The sequence below is a fragment of the Nocardiopsis prasina DSM 43845 genome, assembly GCF_000341265.1.
GTDB lineage: Bacteria > Actinomycetota > Actinomycetes > Streptosporangiales > Streptosporangiaceae > Nocardiopsis > Nocardiopsis prasina.
This window is the reverse complement of record NZ_ANAE01000151.1, coordinates 68196-85514: the sequence shown is the minus strand read 5'-3', so window position 1 is coordinate 85514 and position 17319 is coordinate 68196. Positions and strand designations below refer to the sequence as shown.

16 protein-coding genes are annotated in these 17319 nt (G+C 71.0%); 7 read left to right on the top strand and 9 right to left on the bottom strand.

Annotation, left to right across the window (positions count from 1 at the left end; genetic code table 11):
• The first annotated feature begins 44 nt into the window (after positions 1 to 44).
• From D452_RS29735 to D452_RS0117470, 3 genes are read left to right on the top strand one after another with little or no spacing between them, the layout of a single operon-like run.
• Positions 45 to 323 (top strand): hypothetical protein, encoded by a 279-nt coding sequence (locus D452_RS29735; protein WP_239646413.1) that lies wholly within the window; start codon positions 45 to 47, stop codon positions 321 to 323.
• A gap of 47 nt (positions 324 to 370) precedes the next feature.
• The gene (locus tag D452_RS0117475; protein ID WP_017545438.1) at positions 371 to 1552 is read left to right on the top strand and encodes an ATP-binding protein; all 1182 of its coding nucleotides are present in this window, start codon (positions 371 to 373) and stop codon (positions 1550 to 1552) included.
• Positions 1549 to 2598: a ParA family protein gene (locus D452_RS0117470; protein WP_017545437.1), complete on the top strand. Its 1050-nt coding sequence runs from the start codon at positions 1549 to 1551 to the stop codon at positions 2596 to 2598. The genes D452_RS0117475 and D452_RS0117470 overlap by 4 nt, the downstream gene beginning before the upstream one ends.
• A 320-nt stretch (positions 2599 to 2918) precedes the next feature.
• Here the strand turns inward: D452_RS0117470 and D452_RS0117465 are convergent, their stop codons facing one another.
• The 9 genes from D452_RS0117465 to D452_RS0117425 all read right to left on the bottom strand — a co-directional run bounded on the left by D452_RS0117465 (position 2919) and on the right by D452_RS0117425 (position 12248).
• Positions 2919 to 4058 carry a methyltransferase domain-containing protein gene (locus D452_RS0117465; protein WP_017545436.1) on the bottom strand — a complete coding sequence of 380 codons (1140 nt, stop codon included), beginning with the start codon at positions 4056 to 4058 and terminating at the stop codon, positions 2919 to 2921.
• A complete protein-coding gene (locus D452_RS31740; protein WP_017545435.1) occupies positions 4058 to 4189 on the bottom strand; it encodes a hypothetical protein in 132 nt (43 codons plus the stop codon). The genes D452_RS0117465 and D452_RS31740 overlap by 1 nt, the downstream gene beginning before the upstream one ends.
• Before the next feature lie 298 nt (positions 4190 to 4487).
• On the bottom strand, positions 4488 to 5771 hold the full coding sequence (locus tag D452_RS0117455; protein ID WP_394297091.1) for a cytochrome P450 family protein: 1284 nt from the start codon (positions 5769 to 5771) through the stop codon (positions 4488 to 4490).
• A gap of 7 nt (positions 5772 to 5778) precedes the next feature.
• On the bottom strand, positions 5779 to 7365 hold the full coding sequence (locus tag D452_RS28495) for an adenine deaminase C-terminal domain-containing protein (RefSeq protein WP_017545433.1): 1587 nt from the start codon (positions 7363 to 7365) through the stop codon (positions 5779 to 5781).
• A gap of 192 nt (positions 7366 to 7557) precedes the next feature.
• Positions 7558 to 8508 carry a nucleoside hydrolase gene (locus D452_RS0117445; RefSeq protein WP_026129418.1) on the bottom strand — a complete coding sequence of 317 codons (951 nt, stop codon included), beginning with the start codon at positions 8506 to 8508 and terminating at the stop codon, positions 7558 to 7560.
• Positions 8509 to 8537: 29 nt separating this feature from the next.
• Positions 8538 to 9599 (bottom strand): ABC transporter substrate-binding protein, encoded by a 1062-nt coding sequence (locus D452_RS0117440; RefSeq protein WP_026129417.1) that lies wholly within the window; start codon positions 9597 to 9599, stop codon positions 8538 to 8540.
• On the bottom strand, positions 9596 to 10627 hold the full coding sequence (locus tag D452_RS0117435) for an ABC transporter ATP-binding protein (protein WP_017545430.1): 1032 nt from the start codon (positions 10625 to 10627) through the stop codon (positions 9596 to 9598). Before D452_RS0117435 ends, D452_RS0117440 begins: the two co-directional genes overlap by 4 nt.
• Before the next feature lie 38 nt (positions 10628 to 10665).
• The gene (locus D452_RS0117430) at positions 10666 to 11454 is read right to left on the bottom strand and encodes an ABC transporter permease (protein WP_017545429.1); all 789 of its coding nucleotides are present in this window, start codon (positions 11452 to 11454) and stop codon (positions 10666 to 10668) included.
• Positions 11451 to 12248, bottom strand: coding sequence for an ABC transporter permease (locus D452_RS0117425; protein WP_017545428.1), 798 nt, complete (start codon positions 12246 to 12248; stop codon positions 11451 to 11453). Before D452_RS0117425 ends, D452_RS0117430 begins: the two co-directional genes overlap by 4 nt.
• A 252-nt stretch (positions 12249 to 12500) precedes the next feature.
• Here D452_RS0117425 and D452_RS0117420 point away from each other — a divergent pair, with 252 nt between their 5' ends.
• From D452_RS0117420 to D452_RS0117405, 4 genes are all read left to right on the top strand, one after another.
• Positions 12501 to 13487 (top strand): LacI family DNA-binding transcriptional regulator, encoded by a 987-nt coding sequence (locus tag D452_RS0117420; protein WP_017545427.1) that lies wholly within the window; start codon positions 12501 to 12503, stop codon positions 13485 to 13487.
• Between the two features lie 519 nt (positions 13488 to 14006).
• Positions 14007 to 14714 carry a FadR/GntR family transcriptional regulator gene (locus D452_RS0117415; RefSeq protein ID WP_017545426.1) on the top strand — a complete coding sequence of 236 codons (708 nt, stop codon included), beginning with the start codon at positions 14007 to 14009 and terminating at the stop codon, positions 14712 to 14714.
• A gap of 191 nt (positions 14715 to 14905) precedes the next feature.
• The gene (locus D452_RS0117410) at positions 14906 to 16381 is read left to right on the top strand and encodes a four-carbon acid sugar kinase family protein (protein WP_017545425.1); all 1476 of its coding nucleotides are present in this window, start codon (positions 14906 to 14908) and stop codon (positions 16379 to 16381) included.
• Entirely contained in the window at positions 16378 to 17316 is a 939-nt protein-coding gene (locus D452_RS0117405) for an NAD(P)-dependent oxidoreductase (protein ID WP_017545424.1), read from the top strand. The genes D452_RS0117410 and D452_RS0117405 overlap by 4 nt, the downstream gene beginning before the upstream one ends.
• Positions 17317 to 17319: the final 3 nt, after the last annotated feature.

Genomic DNA, 17319 nt, shown 5'->3' with positions numbered 1-17319 from the left:
CAGGTGAGCATGACCGCGTGACGGCATGAGGGAGGGCCCGGGGCATGCGCCCCGGGCCCTCACCACGATCCTCCGAGCACGCCCTCACCGCCTCGCTCCAGGCCCGCAACCCGCACCTGATCATCTGGTACGGAGAGCGGACCGGCTCCTACTGGATCGCCAGCCCCGCCGGCCTCACCGAGGTCCCCGACGCCCAGACCCTGGACCGCCCTCTGATGTCCCCTGAGTGTCATCGGGGAGACCGCCCACTGCGACATGCGGCCCTCAGAAGGCTCGTTCTGACTGCTCTGTGCGTACTGTGCGGCCCCTCAGCACCGACATGACACTATGGTTCGGCCGCTGGGCGCGGTGCGAAACGGAAACGGAAGACATGGAACGCGAACTCGCCGCTGAGCTGGGCACAGAGGAAACGTGCACCCTGGAGTTCAAGCGAGAGATCAGAAGCCTCGATATCGTTCGCAAGGCCGTGTGCGCGATGGCCAACGACCTCACCAACAAGGGTGGTGGTGACGTTCTGGTCGGGGTCCGGGATGACGGGACGGTCGATCCGGAGCTGGACACCTCCGACAGGGCGCTGCTCAACCTGGCGAACCTTCGCGATGACGGCAAGATCCTGGACCGTCCGTCCTTCACCGTAGAGCGCGCGCTCTTCAATGGCGAGTCGATCATCCACATCCATGTCGAGGCCTCACCCGCCCCGCCGGTCCGACTCAACGGTGTGGCCTGGGTGCGCCCGGGTCCCACCACGCGGAAGGCCACGGCGGACGATGAGCGCATCCTCACCGAGCGCAGGCGTCACAAGACACTCCCTTTCGACAGTCACGCCTGGCCGGGAAGCTCCGTCTCCGACTTGGACATCCAGCTCTTCCGCGGCACCTATCTGCGCTCCGCGGTCTCGGACGAGGTCCTGGAAGAGAACCACCGCCCAGAGGAGCAACAGCTCGCCTCGCTGCGTCTACTCGACCCAGGCTCACAGAGGGCGACTGTTCTGGGACTCCTCCTCATCGGTCTGGATCCGACCGCTTGGCTGCCCGGTGCCTACACCCAGTTCGTGCGCTACGACGGCGACAACATGGACTCCGCGGTGGTCGACGACCAGGAGATCCGTTCCAACGTGGTCGACACGGCCGAACGGCTGGACGCGGTACTTCGCGGACACCTGCACACGCGGCTCGTCGAAACCGGTGGGTTCCGTGAGGAGAGCCGCCCCGACTATCCGCTCCCAGCGCTGCGCGAGGCTGTCATGAACGCCGTGATGCACCGCAACTACGAGTCGTCCAACGCCCCCATCCGCATTCTCTGGTTCGTGGACCGAGTGGAGATCAGCAACCCGGGTGGCCCCTACGGTGCCGTCCGTGAGGACAACTACGAGCACGTCAACGACTACCGGAACCCCTCACTGGCAGGAGCGATGAAGAACCTCGGCTACGTCAACCGTTTCGGCCGTGGCATCGGCCGCATCATGACTGCCTTGGAGAGCAACGGGAACCCGCCTCCGGAGTTCACGGTTGGTGAATCCCACTGGTCCGTCGTGGTGAGGAGAGCCCGATGACGTCGGTCGCGCTGTTCAACAACAAGGGCGGTGTCGGCAAGACGACGCTGGTCTACCACCTCGCGCACATGTACCAGAGGCAGGGCAAACGAGTCCTGGCCGTTGACCTGGACCCGCAGTCCAACCTCACCTCGTCCTTCCTCGACGAGGATGACCTGTCATTTCTGTGGGACGAATCGGAACCGACCATTCCTGACCATCAGGGAAGACTCTTCTCCCGGTTCGATCTCGGCGGCGTCTGGACCATCGCCCAGGCGGTCGACCCGATCGTCAAGGGCACGGGAGACATCAAGGCGGTCGATCCCATCGAGGTGGTCGAGAACCTGTGGCTGATCCCCGGAGACCTGGAGCTCAGCCGATTCGAGGACGAGCTGTCCGCCAACTGGACCAGGGGATTCGGCGGAGACGAGAAGGCACTGCGCACCACCTCGGCCTTCCACCGCATCATCCAGAAGGCGCAACGGAGGATCGATCCTGACATCACTCTGATCGATATCGGTCCGAACCTGGGCGCTATCAACCGGGCGGCGCTCCTGTCGTCTGACACCGTCCTGATGCCGCTGGCAGCCGACCTGTTCTCCCTGCGGGGTCTTCGCAACCTCGGTCCCACGCTTCGCGAATGGCGCGAGAAGTGGCAGAAAGTCGTCCTGCCCTGGGCACCCGACGGACTCGACCTTCCACCCGGGCACATGGCACCGCTCGGTTACGTGATCATGCAGCCGGGCATGCGCCTGGACCGCCCGGTACAGGCCTACCAGCGTTGGCTCGACCGGATCCCGGTCGTCTACGACCGCTTCGTCCTGGACAGTTCCGTCCGATCGAGGAACACCGAGCACGAGATCGCCACCATCCGCAACTACCGCAGTCTCATGCCCCTGTCACACGATGCCCGCAAACCCATGTTCGACCTGCGAGCCGGAGACGGCGCCCTCGGCAGTACCCAGGCCTTCGTCCAGACCTGCTACCGGGACTTCCGGGATCTGGTCGAGAAGATCGACGACCGCCTGGCCCAGTCCTCCAGGGCTCCGAGGCCTGGGAGCATCTAGAGCGGCGCGAAGCCGAATCTGTCTCTGTCTGCTGTCCGCCCTGGGAGTCCGTCGCACGCTGGCTCAGGGCGCGTGCCTCGTCGGAGAGGGCGAGGACCGGCACCCTCCCGAACAACTTCTGCGAGGCCACGAGGCCGGAAGACCACCGGGCGGTCCGGGTTCGGATTCGGGTCTCGGCCGGCGCCGATGGCAATCAAGATCGCCAGCCCCACCGGCCTCACCGAGGTCCCCGACACCCAGACCCTCGCCCGCCTCCTGCCCCCGCTCCTNNNNGGCCGCCCCAGCCCGGGACGGCCACCACCGTGTCTCAGGCATCAGCGTCAGGCTGCGGAGGCGACCAGGTTGGATTCTTCGTCCAGCCAGATCCGTTGGTGCTGGGCGGACACCGTGAGACCGAACCGGGCGTGTCCGGGGCGACCCTCCCGTCGCCACCACCGGTAGGCGGACTCCAGCTCGGCGAACAGCTCCCGTGAACCGTGCTGACGGACCTCATAGCCGGTCCCCCGCTGTTCCGGGTCGATGTGCCAGGACGCCCAGGAGGCGGTGTCGGGGTCGACCAGATAGACCGTGAACCGTCCATCCCCTGCCTCCGCGAACTCGACCCGGTTCAGCACGGTGGGCATGCGCAACCCGATGGCGAACCTCGCGTCGAAGTCGTTGATCGGCTCGTACGGGTGCAGTTCCGTTCGGCTGGTCTCGAACCCCTGTTCCTCGGGGTGGACGTAGGTCTCGACGACGTTCCTCGGCACGCGCTGGTCACGCACCCACATGAACACCACGCCACCCCCGAAGCGCCCGTGCGCCGTGCCATGTGATCCGACCCGGAGTTCCGCGAGGACCCCGTTGTGGAAGGCGTTGCCCCAAGGGGTGAGTATCCTCCCGCCAGGACAGGTCTGGGCGACCCAGTGGTAGGGAACCCGTTGCACGGCGGCGGTGCAGATCACCCGGTCATAGGGGGCGCGGGCAGGCCAGCCCTGGGTTCCGTCACCGGTGACCACCAGCGGGGTGAACCCGGCCGACATCAAGCGGATCCGGGCCAGCTCGGCCAGCTCCGCGTCCACCTCGATGCTGGTCACCTCGCCGTCACCGAGCAGGTGCGACAAGAGGGCCGCGTTGTACCCGGTGCCGGTTCCGATCTCCAGTGCGCGCATACCCGGGAACACGTCAAGTCGGCGAAGCATGTCGGCGACGATCGACGGTTGCGAGGCGGAGCTGGTCGGACACCCGGAGCCGCCCTCGGCGCCGTCGTCGGTCTGGGTGACGACCGGGATGTCGTCATAGGCCAGCTCGAACCACCGGGCCTCGTCCCGGAGCCGGTCCACGGTGGCGCCGTTCAGACTGGTGATCCGGTCCGGGAGGAAACGGTGTCGCTCGACTTTCTCGAACGCGGTGCGCCAGTGCGGGGACAGGTCGCCCGCCTGTACGAGGCGGGCGACCAGCTTTTCGTGTTCAGGAAGCACTACTTGTCGCCCCTCTCGTGCTTGCCGCAGCCAAAGCCCCCGTCATTGGGGGTGAGCGAAGGGATCGGCGGCTTGTGCCCATCGGAGGTGGGGTTGTCGTCGTGCTTGCCGCGCACGGCGGTGATGAACACGGGCTGCTCCAGATGTGGGGGGTTATCGCTTATGTCGGCAGAGTCAGACTAGGGAGCAGCGGGAGCGGACGAAAGCGGAACGCGTGTACATGCAGGACAAGCCGATGACCGGCGAGCGTGGGTGCGAAGGGATGTGATCGCGCCGAACCCGTGGTCGACCCCGTAGCCCTCGTAGATGATCCCGGTGCGCGCCACGTGGGCTGGTCCGGGAGGTCCGGTATCCGAGAGGCTGGCGCACCCGGCGGCGACCGCACTTCTCCGTACTGCGGTCGCCACCGGAACACGCACGCGGCCCGGGTCAGGAGGTCGGGTGGGGAACCGCCGGGACACGGAGCGGGCCGTTGATCAGCAGCGACGGAATCGGGGCCCGGTCCCGTCCCTCCTCCGTGAGGGCGATCCCCGGCAGGGCCGTGAACAGCTCCTCCAGGGCGACCCGGGCCTCCATCCGGCCCAGGTGGGCCCCCACGCAGAAGTGCGCTCCGTGGCCGAAGGACAGGTGCTCCTTGGACGCGCGGTCCGGGTCGAAGACCTCCGGGCGGTCCGGGTTCAGCTCCGGGTCCCGGCCGGGGGCGCCGAAGGCGACCAGGATGGGTTCGCCCTTGCGGATCAGCACACCGCCGACGTCGATGTCCTCCACCGCGTAGCGCAGCGGCACGTACTTGGCGGGCGGGTCGAGGCGCAACGATTCCTCCACCACCTCGTCGGCCGCCAGCGAGCCGTCGACCAGGCGGTCGCGGTACTCGGGGTGCGCCAGCAGCGAGTGCACCGAGTTGGCGATGAGGTTGACGGTGGTCTCGTACCCGGCTCCGATCATGAGCAGGAGCGTGCCGATCAGGTCCGCGTGGGGCAGCGGCTCGCCCTCGGGTGGGGCCACCAGGTCCCCGGTGAGGTCCGCGGCAGGATGGGCGCGCTTGTGCTCGGCGAGCAGCTCCAGGCAGGTCAGCAGTTCCAGCTGCTGGGCCAGGACCGCTTCAGGCTCGGCCGTGGTGTCGACGCCCGCGTCCATCGCCGTGCCGAGCCGATCCCGCAGCTCCTCGGGGACACCGAAGAGTTCGCTGATCACCCACATGGTGAGCGGGCGGGCCAGGGCCGCGCGCAGGTCCACCTCCTGGCCGGGTTCGGTGGCGGCGATGTCCGCGACCAACGAGCGGGCCCGATCGCGAACGGTGTCCTCCATCCGGCGGATACGGCCGGGGGTGAAGGCGGGGGTGACCTTGCGGCGCAGCCTTCGGTGTTCCTCCCCGTAGCGGTTGATGAAGCTCTCCAGGAAGACCAGGGCGGCCAGTGGCCAGTCGTGTCCGACCTGGTCGTGGTCGGGCCAGTGCGCACGGAAGTCCCGGGAGACCCTCGGGTCGCTCAGCAGTTCCCGGAGGAGGTCGTGTCGGGTGATCGCCCAGGCGACCAGGTTTCCGGGGAGCTCCACACGGACGGCGGGCTCACGTTGGCGCAGTTCGGCGACCTCTTCGTGGAAGGCGGTGCCGTCGGGGCGTAAACGGTACGGACAGCCGGATTCGGGGGGTGTGATGGCGGCCTCCTGTGGTGAGGGTGGCGGTCCGGCCGCTGGGCGCGGCCGGTCCCACACCCTCGTTCTACGTCGCCGGGGTCGCCCTGACAACAGTGGCCGGTTCCCAGGCACGGTCCACCACGCGCACCAGCCCGCGGTCGGTGATCTTCACGCTCGGGGACACCGCCAGGGTGAGGGTGGACAGACTCATGAAGGCGTTGCGGTTGTCCCATCCCCAGGCGGCCAGCTCGGCGCGGAGCCGGCGGGAGGCCTCGGCCACCTCGTCCGCGGGCCGCTCCGACATCACCCCGCCGATGGGCAGGGGCAGCCCGGCACCCGGCCCGTCCTCGCGGACCAGCCGCATGCCGCCGCCCCAGGACACCACGTCGGCGGTGGCGGTGAGCAGGGCGTCCTCGGTGGTGGCGACCACGGTGAGGTTGTGGCTGTCGTGGGCGTAGGTCGTGGCGAAGGCGCCCGGCCCGAGGTCCTGGCCGACGACCGGGGCGAAGGCCACCCCGCCGTGCCCGGTGTGGCGTTCGAACACGGCCACCACGGCGGTGCGGCCCTGCCAGTCGACCACCCCGTCGCGGACCGGGAGCACCACCTCGTCGGGTTCGGTGTAGGTGTCCACGCCGTTCACCCGCATCGCGCGGAAGGCGTGCTCACCGTCGGGCAGGTCGACCCGCCAGCGCGCGGTCTCGGCGCGGGGGGCGTCGATCCGGACGGTCGCGCCGAACCCGTGCTCCGGCGCGGGGCCGGGGCCGTCGACCGGGGCGCCGTCGCGGCCCACCACCTCCCCTCCCGCGATGGTCACGACGGGGGTGAGCTCGGTGAGCGAGCGCAGGAGCACGAGGTCGGCGCGCTTGCCGGGGGTGACGGTCCCCCGGTCGTCCAGGCCGAGCCTGCGGGCGGGCTGGAGGGTGAGCGCGCGCAGCACCGCCAGCGGGGGCAGACCGCGTTCCAGCGCCACCGAACCCACCCGGTCCAGGTGGCCGGTGGTCACGATGGCGTCCACGACGATGTCGTCGGTGACCAGGCAGAAGTCGGGCAGGTGGGGCAGGTCCAGGAGGGCGCGGACCACCTCCGGTGTCAGGCACTTCTCCTGGAGCATGAGCAGCATGCCCAGGCGGGCCTTCTCCACGGCGACCTCGGCGGTGTTCTTGCAGTGGTCGGAGTCGATCCCGGCCCACAGGTACTCGCCCAGTTCCGCGCCGGAGAGGTTGGGGCAGTGCCCGTCCAGGCGCACGCCCCGGCGCCGGGCCGCGTCGATGATGGCGTGCATGCGGGGGTCGCCGTTGACCACCGCCCGGTAGTCCATCACCTCGCCGAGCGTGGTGACGCCCCCCCACTCCAGCATCTCCGCGATGTCGGTGTGGTCGAGCCGCGCCCCGGCGGTCTCGAACCCGTCCAGCGCGGGTACGCACGAGGGCACCGCCCAGCGCATGGACTGCGCCGTGTCGCCGCCCTGTTCGATCATCCAGGCCTGCCCGTCGCGTCCGGCGACGTTGACGATCTCGTGGGCGTCGGCGAGCACGGTCGTGGTGCCGCGCGCCAGCGTGACCCGGGCGAACTCGGCCGGTGCCAGCAGCGAGCTCTCGATGTGCATGTGGGCGTCCACGTAGCCGGGCGCGACGACGAGCCCGGTGGCGTCGAGGATCCGTTCGGCCCGCACCGGCGTCCCCGGGGGCAGCACCGCGCGGACGCGNCCCCCCCCCCCCCCCCCCGCCACACCTGGCCGGTGTGCACGGAGACGACCTCCCCGCCTTGGATGAGCAGGTCTGCGCTGAGCTGGGCGTGGGACATCGGTGTCGGGTTCCCTTCGGGTGGGCGGGTGCCTGGTTCAGGGGGCTGGTGCGTGCCTGGTTCAGGCGGTGGGGCGCGTGCGGTGGCGGGCGATGCCCTCGGTGAGCAGGGCGGAGAACGCGTCGGCGTCGACGGTACGGCCCACGCGTACGTTGCGGGTGCGGTCGGGTGTGCGCACGTCGGCGACGAGGGCTCCCCGGGTGAGTTCACCGGAGCACTCCACGGACGCGCTGCCCTCCTCCCAGCCGATGAGGTCGGGGTGGCTGACGGCCGCGACGGCCAGGGCGTCGTGCACGGGGACGGCCGGGACACCGAACCGTTCCAGGTAGCGCACGGCGTAGGCGCGCAGGAGTTCTCCGGCGATCCCTGCGGTACCGGGCAGGGCGGCCAGGTGTTCGGCCTCGGAGAGCGGGTACAGCGCGGCGCGGGTGACGTCCAGCCCCACGATCCGCACCGGCAGGCCGGACTCCAGGACGTAGCGGGCCGCCTCGGGGTCGGCGTGGAAGTTGAACTCCGCCGCCGGGGTGACGTTGCCCTGGGCGAAGGCGGCGCCGCCCATGATGACGATCTCCCTGAAGGCCGGACCGGCCTCGGGGTGGCGGGCGAGCATGGCCGCGACGTTGGACAGCGGGCCGATCGCCACGAGGGTCAGTTCGCCCGGGGACTCCAGGGCCTTTTCCGTGAGCCAGTCCACGGCGTGGCCGGGGGTCAGGGGCCGGGGCGGGGAGTCCGGCACCAGTCCGCCCAGTCCCCCGGCTCCGTGCATGGGTTCGTCCCGGATGCGTGAGGTGCGGGCGATCGGTCCTGCCAGCCCGGAGACCAGCGGGAGTTCGGTCGGCGCCCCGGCGAGGTCGAGCACGTGGGCGGCGTTGCGGTTCACGTCGGCGAGCGAGACGTTGCCCGCGACGGTGGTCACTCCGCGCACGTCCAGGAGCGGTGAGGCCAGGGCCAGCAGGAGGGCGACGGCGTCGTCGACCCCCGGGTCGCAGTCGATCACGATGGGCGCGGGCACCGGTCCTCCTCCGTTGACGGGGACGTCGCTCACTTGGCGACCTCCTCGGTGAAGCGGTCCAGCCAGGCGGAGCGCTCGTTCGCGAGCAGTTCGAGGTCGCCCTGGTGGTAGCCGCTGGCGACCGGGTCCGAGGCCGCCTCCCGGGAGACCTGTTCCATGAGCGGGGTGGGTTCGGCCCCCAGCGCCACGGGCTTGTCGTAGAGCGCCTCGGCCATGCCCTCCTGGATCTCGGGGCGCAGCAGGAAGTCGGTGAAGGCCCGTGCCCCGGCCGGGTTAGGGGCTCCCTCCACCACCTGCACGGTGTTGGCGGTCATCACCCTTCCCCCGTCGGGGGCGGCGAAGCCGACGGGCTGGCCGGCCTCCACGGACCCCATGGCGAAGTTGTCGAGGCCGGGCGCCATCGCGATCTCGCCGCGTTCCAGCAGGCTGGTGAGCTCGGTGGAGCCGGTGTAGAACTGGAGCGCGTCGGGGCCGATCTCGGCCAGCGCCTCGAACCCGGCGTCGGCGTCGGAGGGCCCGGACCCGAAGTGCTCCCCGGCGGCGAGGACGAACATCGGGCCCGCCGACACGGAGATGTCGGGAAGCGCGTAGCCGCCCTCGGGCTCCGCCCAGAGGTCGTCCCAGGACTCGGGCGCCTCGTCCACCATGTCGGTCCGGTACATCAGGCCGAGGAGCTGGAAGGTGTAGGCGGGGCCGTACCCGTCGGGGTCCACGGCCCAGGGCTGGATGGCGTCGAGGTTGGGCACGTCCTCGCTGCTGACCGGGGCGAACAGCCCCATGTCCTTGCCGATCTGCGCGTAGTAGTCGGAGATCAGGACGACGTCGGTGTCGGGCCGCTCGGAGTTGATCCTCAGCTTGGTGAGCCGCCCCGCGTTGTTCCCGGTGTCCAGGACCACCCGGATTCCGGTCTCGGCCTCGAAGGGTTCGGCGACGACCTGGGTGAACTCCTCGGTGGCGAACGCGAAGGTGCTCACCACCAGGGTGTCGGGGTCGTCCTCGCGGACGGGTGCGCAGGAGGCGGTCACGGTGGCCAGGGCCAGCGCCCCGGCGAGGACTGCGGTCATCCGCGCCCTGCGTGCGGGTCGGTTCATCCGGTCGTCACCTCACGGGCGGGCAGTTCCACCAGGTGGCGGTGGGGCAGGGCGATGCGGACGGGGTCGCCGGGGCGCAGGTCGTCGCTGGGGTGCAGCACGCGCAGCACCGAACCCGGTCCCTCGGCCCCGTTGATGGCCGCCTCGACCAGGCAGTTGCTGCCCTGGAAGGTGACCTCGCCGACGGTGCCGTCCAGGCCGGTCTCACCGGACTCCTCGCGGGCCTCGCCGGAGAGCAGCCGCACGTGTTCGGGCCGGACGGTGACGGGCCCGTGCCCCGGCACCTCGGGGAAGTTGTCGTATCCCAGGAACTCGGCGACGAACCGGTTGGCGGGACGCGGGAACACGTCCCGGGGCGAGCCCTGCTGTTCCAGTCGGCCCTCGTTGAGGATGACCATCGTGTCGGACAGCTCCAGCGCCTCGTCCTGGTCGTGGGTGACCAGGACGGCGGTGAGGCCGGTCTCGCGCTGCACGCGCAGGAGTTCGCGCCGCATCTGCACCCGGAGCTGAGCGTCGAGGTTGGACAGGGGTTCGTCCAGGAGCAGCACGGAGGGGCGGATGGCCACGGCGCGGGCCAGGGCCACGCGCTGCTGCTGGCCGCCGGAGAGCTCGGCGGGCTTGCGGTCGGCCAGGTGGGCGAGACCGACCAGGTCGAGCGCCTCCTCCGCGCGACGCCTGACCTCGTCCGAGGCCACCTTGCGGGTGCGCAGGCCGTAGCCGACGTTGTCGCGCAGCGTCATGTGCGGGAAGAGCGCGTAGGACTGGAAGACCATGCCGATGTTGCGCTTCTCGGGCGGCGTGCGGGTGGCGTCCACGCCCTCCAGGAGGATGCGCCCGGAGGTGGGCTGGAGGAACCCGGCGATCATCCGCAGGGTGGTGGTCTTGCCGCAGCCGCTCGGGCCGAGCAGGGTGGTGAACTCCCCCTGGCGCACGGTCAGGTCCAGTTCGGCGACGGCGGTGGTGCCGCCCTTGCCGCCCCGGGCCCCGAAGATGTGGCTGACGCGGTCGAGTTCGACGACGGGTGTCATCTGTGTGTCTCCTTCTTCCCGGCGGGCGGGCTTCCCGGTCATCGGCCGAAGACCTTCGTGAAACCGACCAGGCGTTCGGTGGCGAGGGCGACCCCGACGCTGAGCGCCAGGAGCAGCACACTGACCGCGGCGACGACGGGGTCGAACGAGGACTGGACGTAGTTGAGCATCTCCACCGGCAGGGTGGCCACGCCGGGGCCGGTGAGCAGCAGGGACAGCGGAACGTTGTTCAGCGAGGTGATGAAGGCGAGGATGGTGGCCGAGAGGATGCCCGGAGCCATCACCGGAAGGGTCACCGTGAGGAAGGTGCGCACCGGTCCGGCGCCCAGCCCCCGAGCCGCCTCCTCCAGCCGGGCGTCGGCCAGGGCCAGCGAGGCCCCGACCACCCGGACGGTGTACGGGAGCAGCAGGACGGCGTGGCCGACGATCAGCGCGCCGACCGCGGTCACCCGCATGCCGACCATGAGCTGCTGGAACAGGGCCAGGCCCAGGACCAGCTCGGGGACCACGATCGGGGCGAAGAACAGGTTCTCCATGATCCTGCGCCCGCGCGGGTTGCCCCGGTGCAGCGCCAGGGTCGCGGGGACGCCCAGGGCCAGCGCGATCACGGTCGAGACCGCCGCGACCAGCATGCTGGTGCCGAAGGAGTCGATGAACGGGCCGTAGGCCAGGGCGGCGGAGAACCAGCGCAGGGACAGGCCCTCCGGCGGGAAGGCGAGCGTGCTTCCGGCGGTGAAGGCGACCCCCACCAGGATCACCACGGGGCCGAGCATCAGCACGAAGGCGGCCGCCGCGAGCAGGGAGAGGAACGGGCGTCTCAGGATCATGAGGTGGTGCTCCCGATCTTGCCGAGCCGACCGGACAGCGCGCCGACCACCAGCACCAGGGCGGTCATCACCAGGGCGATGGCGCTGGCCGAGGGCCAGTCGAGGCTGACGTTGACCCGGCTGTAGAGCAGGGTGGACAGGAGTCGCTCGCGGGGCCCGCCGAGCAGCTGGGGCGTGGTGAAGGCGGTGACCGCCCCGGCGAAGACCAGGGTGCATCCCACCAGGGCGCCGGGCAGGGCCAGCGGGAAGACGACGTCGCGGAACGCGCGGCCGGGCGAGGCGCCGAGTCCGCGGGCCGCCTCCTCCAGGCGGTGGTCCTGCTGGGAGAGGCTGGAGTAGGCCGACAGGATCATCAGGGGCAGGAAGAGCTGGACCAGGCCGAGCACGATCGCCGTCTCGGTGTAGAGCAGCTGGACGCGGCCCAGGCCCAGGGCCTCGCTGACCTTGCTGATCAGCCCGTTGCCGCCGAGCACCACGATCCAGCCGTAGGTCCGCACGACGGTGTTGAGCAGGAGCGGGAAGATCGCCAGGGCCAGGAGGCGGCCGGGCCAGGGACCCGGCGCCCGCGAGATGAGGTAGGCCACCGGGAAGCCCATGAGCAGGCAGAGGGCGGTGGTCAGGACGGCGACGCGGACGGTGCGCGCGATCACCGGGAGCAGGTAGGGATCGGTGAGGAGGCTCCCCGTCTCCCGCGCGACCGTGGCGGGGTCGCCGTCGGGCGGCCAGGCCAGGGTGGCCACGACCGGGTAGCAGAAGGCGAAGAGCATCACGGCGAGCCCGGGGACGAGCAGCACCGTGACGGGTGGGCGTGGGAGGAGACGGCGGCGCGAAGCGACTCGGGCGGCCTCTGCGGTGGGTGACGGGCGGGACAATTCCACTCCCGGTCGCTGTCGGCGGGTGTTCGGAGTTTGTGTGGTGTCTCATCTGCGGTGACACCTGCAAGCGCTTCTGCAAGCGCTTGCAACACCGTAACCTTCAGGTGGGCACCGAGCCAAGCCCACGGCCGCGAATGTGACCGGGGGCACCGTGACCTGCGAGGAGTCGGAATGGCGAGCTTGGACGACGTGGCCAGGGAGGCCGGCGTCTCGGCGTCCACCGTGTCGCGGGCGATGTCGCGGCCGACCATGGTCGCCGAGTCCACCCTGCTGCGGGTGCGCGCCGCCGCCGAGCGGCTGGGCTTTCGCGCCAACCCGGCCGCCCGGGCCCTGACCACCGGGCGCAGCGGCTTCTTCGCCATGCTCGTCCCCGACCTGGACAACCCCTTCTACTCCACCACCGCCACCGCCGCGCAGGACCTGGCGGGCGAGACCGGCCGCCGCGTGATCATCGCCGTCACCGGCGGCGACCCCGCTCGTGAGGCGGCGGCGCTGCACGATCTGGAGGACCAGGTGGACGGGTTCGCCGTGCAGTCCCCGGTGAGTTCGGCGGCCGAGCTGAAGGAGGCGCACGCGCGCAGACCGGTGGTGGCGATCAACCGCCGGGTGCCGGGGCTGACCTCGTTCACCGTGGACACTCCCGGGGGCCTGGGCGCGGTCTACGACCGCCTCGTGGAGCTCGGGCACCGCGAGGTCGCCTACCTCGCGGGGCCGCCGAGCTCGTGGATGGACCGGCACCGGCGCGCGGAGCTGGTCGAGCACGCGGCCCGGACCGGGCTGCGGGTGCGGGTCCACGGCCCGGTACGCCCGGCGTTCGCCGAGGGGGTGGCCGCGGCCCGCGGGATCGTCGACTCCGGCTGCACGGCGGTGCTGGTCTACAACAGCCTGCTGCTGTTGGGGGTGATGTTCGAGTTCGGCCGCCTCGGTGTGCGGGTGCCCGAGGACATCAGTGTCGCCGCCGCCGACGACATCGCCCTGGCCGACCTGCCCGGACCACCGATCACCGCCGTGCGCACCCCCGCCGACGAACTGGGGCGCGCGGCGGTGACCGCCCTGTCCGCGATGGTGGACGGGGACCGGGACGACCGGCCGAGGGGACGGCGGCTGCCCACGACCGTGCGGCTCACCGACTCGCTGGCGCCGCCGCGTACAGCGTGACCGTTGCGACCCCGCCGACCTGTCCGAAACCCGGGGCCGTCCCGCGTTTCTTCGCTTCCCTATGTGGAGAACTCCTGACATTCTCCCCCAGGAATAGCCCTGGACCCCGAGGAGTTCGACGAATTCACTTGCCATTCTGATTTCCCGTGACGCACTCTGTTGGATACCGACGAGCCGAGACAACGACCCACAGGACAGCGCCCTCACCAGCGACGACACCCGACAGTCGGACCACGGGAAAGGATCGGGAATTCCCTCCCCGGCCGCCACCCCTTCGCGCTTCGACCCGAAAGGCATTCCATGAGAACGCACAGATTCCTCTCCGCCGCCCTCGGCGGCACCGCCCTCTCCTGAGAACGCCCCGGCTCCCGTCACCTCGCGCCAGGCCGGGAGCCGGGGTCGGGCCGCGGCGATAGGGTTGCCCTTGCCGCGCACTCCCGTGAGGTGTCCGGGGGTCGACGAGGCACCGCCGGGGACTGCGCGCGACCCTGCCGTCTCCCCCGCCCGAGAGGAAGTGTCGTGCCGAGGCCGCTGCTCGCCGACGAGATCGCCCAGAACCTCCTGGACCGCATCGTCGACGGTGACCTGCCCTCAGGGGGCAGGCTGCCCTCCGAGAACGAGCTGGGCCAGGAGTTCGACGTCAGCCGCCTGACCGTGCGCGAGGCGATCCGGACGCTCCAGGCCCAGAACGTGGTCGAGGTGGTACGGGGGCGGGGCACCCTCGTGCGCCCCGTGGACGAGTGGACCGGCCTGGAGGCGGTGCTGCGCGCCACGGTGCGCGGCGGTGACGACCTCACCGCTTCGCTTCAGCTCATCCAGGTGCGGCGGATGATCGAGACGGGGGCGGCCGCGCTGGCCGCCGAGCACCGGGACACCTCCGACCTCGCCGCCCTGGAGCAGGACCTCCAGGGGATGCGCGACGCGCACCAGCGCGGCGATCTCGCGGCGTTCGTGGAGCACGACATCCACTTCCACGACGTGATCCTGTCGGCGACCGGGAACGTGTTCGTCGCCGTGCTGTTCGAGCCGTTGTCGCGGGTGATGCGCGAGAAGCGCCGGCAGACCTCCTCGATCCCCGCCATCCAGGCCCACGCGATCGACGAGCACGGCCGGGTACTGGAGGCGATCCGCTCGGGCGACGCGGAGACGGCCCGGCTCGCCATGGAGAGCCACATGGCGCAGACCGCGCGCGACCTGCGCGAGCACGTCTTCGGCCTGCCGGACTGACCGGCCGTCCCGTACCGGTCTCACACCACCTCGCGGAGGTCCCGCAGCCCCCGTCCTCACGTATCCCAGCCCGAGCGCCCCAGGTCCGCGCTCGGGCTTTCGACCGCCCCCACCTGGTAATCCCTGTGACATGACGCTTGACGACCACGCCGTTTAACATAAGATGTCTGATGTCTTACAAGGGAGTTTCCATGGTCGATCCCCACGAAGTCCTCACCCTTGCCGGGGCACCGAGCCCCGTCACCGCGTCCGCCGTGGCGCGGGAGGCCACCGCCGCCGGTTCCGTCATCGTCGTCCTCGACGACGATCCAACCGGCACCCAGTCGGTGCACGGCCTGCCCGTGCTCACCCGCTGGTCCGTCGACGACCTGCGGTGGGCGTTCGAGCAGGGCACGCTCGCCGTCTACGTCCTCACCAACACCCGCAGCCTCGACCCGGCCGAGGCCGAAGCCCGCAACGCCGAGGTGGTGCGCAACGCCCGCACCGCCGCTGGGGACCGCCCGCTGGTCTTCGCCAGCCGGGGAGACTCCACCCTGCGCGGGCACTACCCGCTCGAACCCCGGGTCCTCGACGCCACCCTCCAGGAACTCGGCGCCCCCGGCGTCGACGGGGTCGTCATCGTCCCCGCCTTCCCCGACGCCGGACGCGTCACCGTCGGCGGCGTCCACTACATGCGCTCCGGCACGGAGTTCACCCCCGTCGCGGAGACCGAGTTCGCCCGCGACGCCACCTTCGGCTACCGCAACTCCGACCTCCGGGCCTGGGTCGAGGAGAAGACCGAAGGACAGGTCACCGCGAGCGACGTCACCCTCATCGACCTCGCCCTGCTGCGCGGAGGCGACACCGACGCCGTCACCGCCCGACTGATGGAACTCCACGACGCCGCGCCGGTCGTGGTGGACGCCGAGTCCGAGGAGGACCTGCGCGTCCTCTCCCTGGCCCTCATCACCGCCGAGCGACGGGGCCGCCGTTTCGTCTACCGGGTCGGCCCGCCGTTCGTGCGCGCCCGCATCGGCATGGAGGCCCGCGTACCCCTCGACGAGGACGAGATCAGAACCGGCACGGACGCCCCCGGCGGACTCGTGGTGGTCGGCTCCCACGTCGCACTCACCACCCGCCAGCTCGCCGCCCTGGTGGACCGGCACCCCGGCGCCCGTGTGATCGAGCTCAATGTGGACGAGGTCCTCGCCCCGTCCGCTCGCGACGCCGCCGTCGCCCGCACCGTGGACGCGATCGTCGAGGGCCTGGCCGACCACGACGTCGTCCTGCACACCTCGCGCCTGCTGCGCCTGAGCGACGACCCGGCCACCAGCCTGGCCATCGCCCGCGAGGTCTCGGCCGCCCTCGTCCGCTGCGTGTCCGACACCCTCGGCCGCCGCGCACCGCGCTTCGTGGTCGCCAAGGGCGGGATCACCTCCAGCGACGTCGCCTCGCTGGGCCTGGGCATCCACCGCGCCCTGGTGCGCGGGCCGATGCTGCCCGGCCTGGTCTCCCTGTGGGAACCGGTCGGCGGTCCGGCCACCGGCATCCCCTACGTCGTCTTCGCGGGCAACGTCGGCGCCGACGACTCCCTCGCGGAGGTCGTCGACCGCCTGAGCTCCCTGACCACCCGCCCCGGTGACGGCGACCCCGTCACCGGCGCCCCGAACACAGGAGTCCACCCATGACCACCAGCTGCGTCTCCAGCCCCGTCTCCAGCGTCGCCGTCATCGGCCTGGGCGCCATGGGGCTGCCGATGGCCGCGCGCCTGGCCGGGACGATGACCGTTCACGGCTGTGACATCGCCGCCGTTCGCCGCGACCTCGCCGCCGAGGCCGGTGTGGTGCCCTTCGAGCACGCCGCCGACGCCGTCGCCGGGGTCGACTCCGTGGTGCTGGTGGTGCGCGACGGCGCCCAGCTGCGCGACGTGCTCTTCGGTGAACACGGCATCGTCGAGTCCCTGGCTCCGGGCACCGTTCTGGTCCTGACCAGTACGGTCGGGGTGGAGACGGTCACCGCGACCGCCGAGGAACTGGCCCCGCGCGGCCTGTTCCTCGTGGACGCCCCGCTCAGCGGGGGTCCAGTCCGCGCCGGAGAGGGTGACCTGCTGATCGTGGTCGGCGCCACCCCCGAGGCNGCCCCCCCCCCGGGGGCGGGGGGGCCCGCCGATCCGGTGCTGCGGCGGCTCGCCTCCACCCTGAGCGTCATCGGTGACCGTCCCGGCGACGGCCAGGCGTTCAAGACCGTCAACCAGCTGCTGTGCGGGGTGCACATCGCCGCGGCCGCCGAGGCGCTGGCCCTGGCCCGGTCGCTGGGACTGGACCCCCAGACCACCCTGGAGACGCTGGGCGCGGGCGCGGCCGGCTCGTTCATGCTGGGCAACCGCGGGCCGCGCATGCTCCAGGCCTACGAGGAGGAGGGCGCCGAGGTGCTCAGCCGGCTCGACATCTTCGTCAAGGACATGGGCATCGTGACCTCCGCGAGCCGCTCCGCCGGACTGGCGACTCCGCTGGCGGCCACCGCCGAGCAGCTGTACCTGCTGGGACAGGGACAGGGCCTGGGCGCCGCCGACGACTCCGCCGTGATCCGTGTCGTGGCACCCGAACCCACCAGCAAGGAGTAGTCG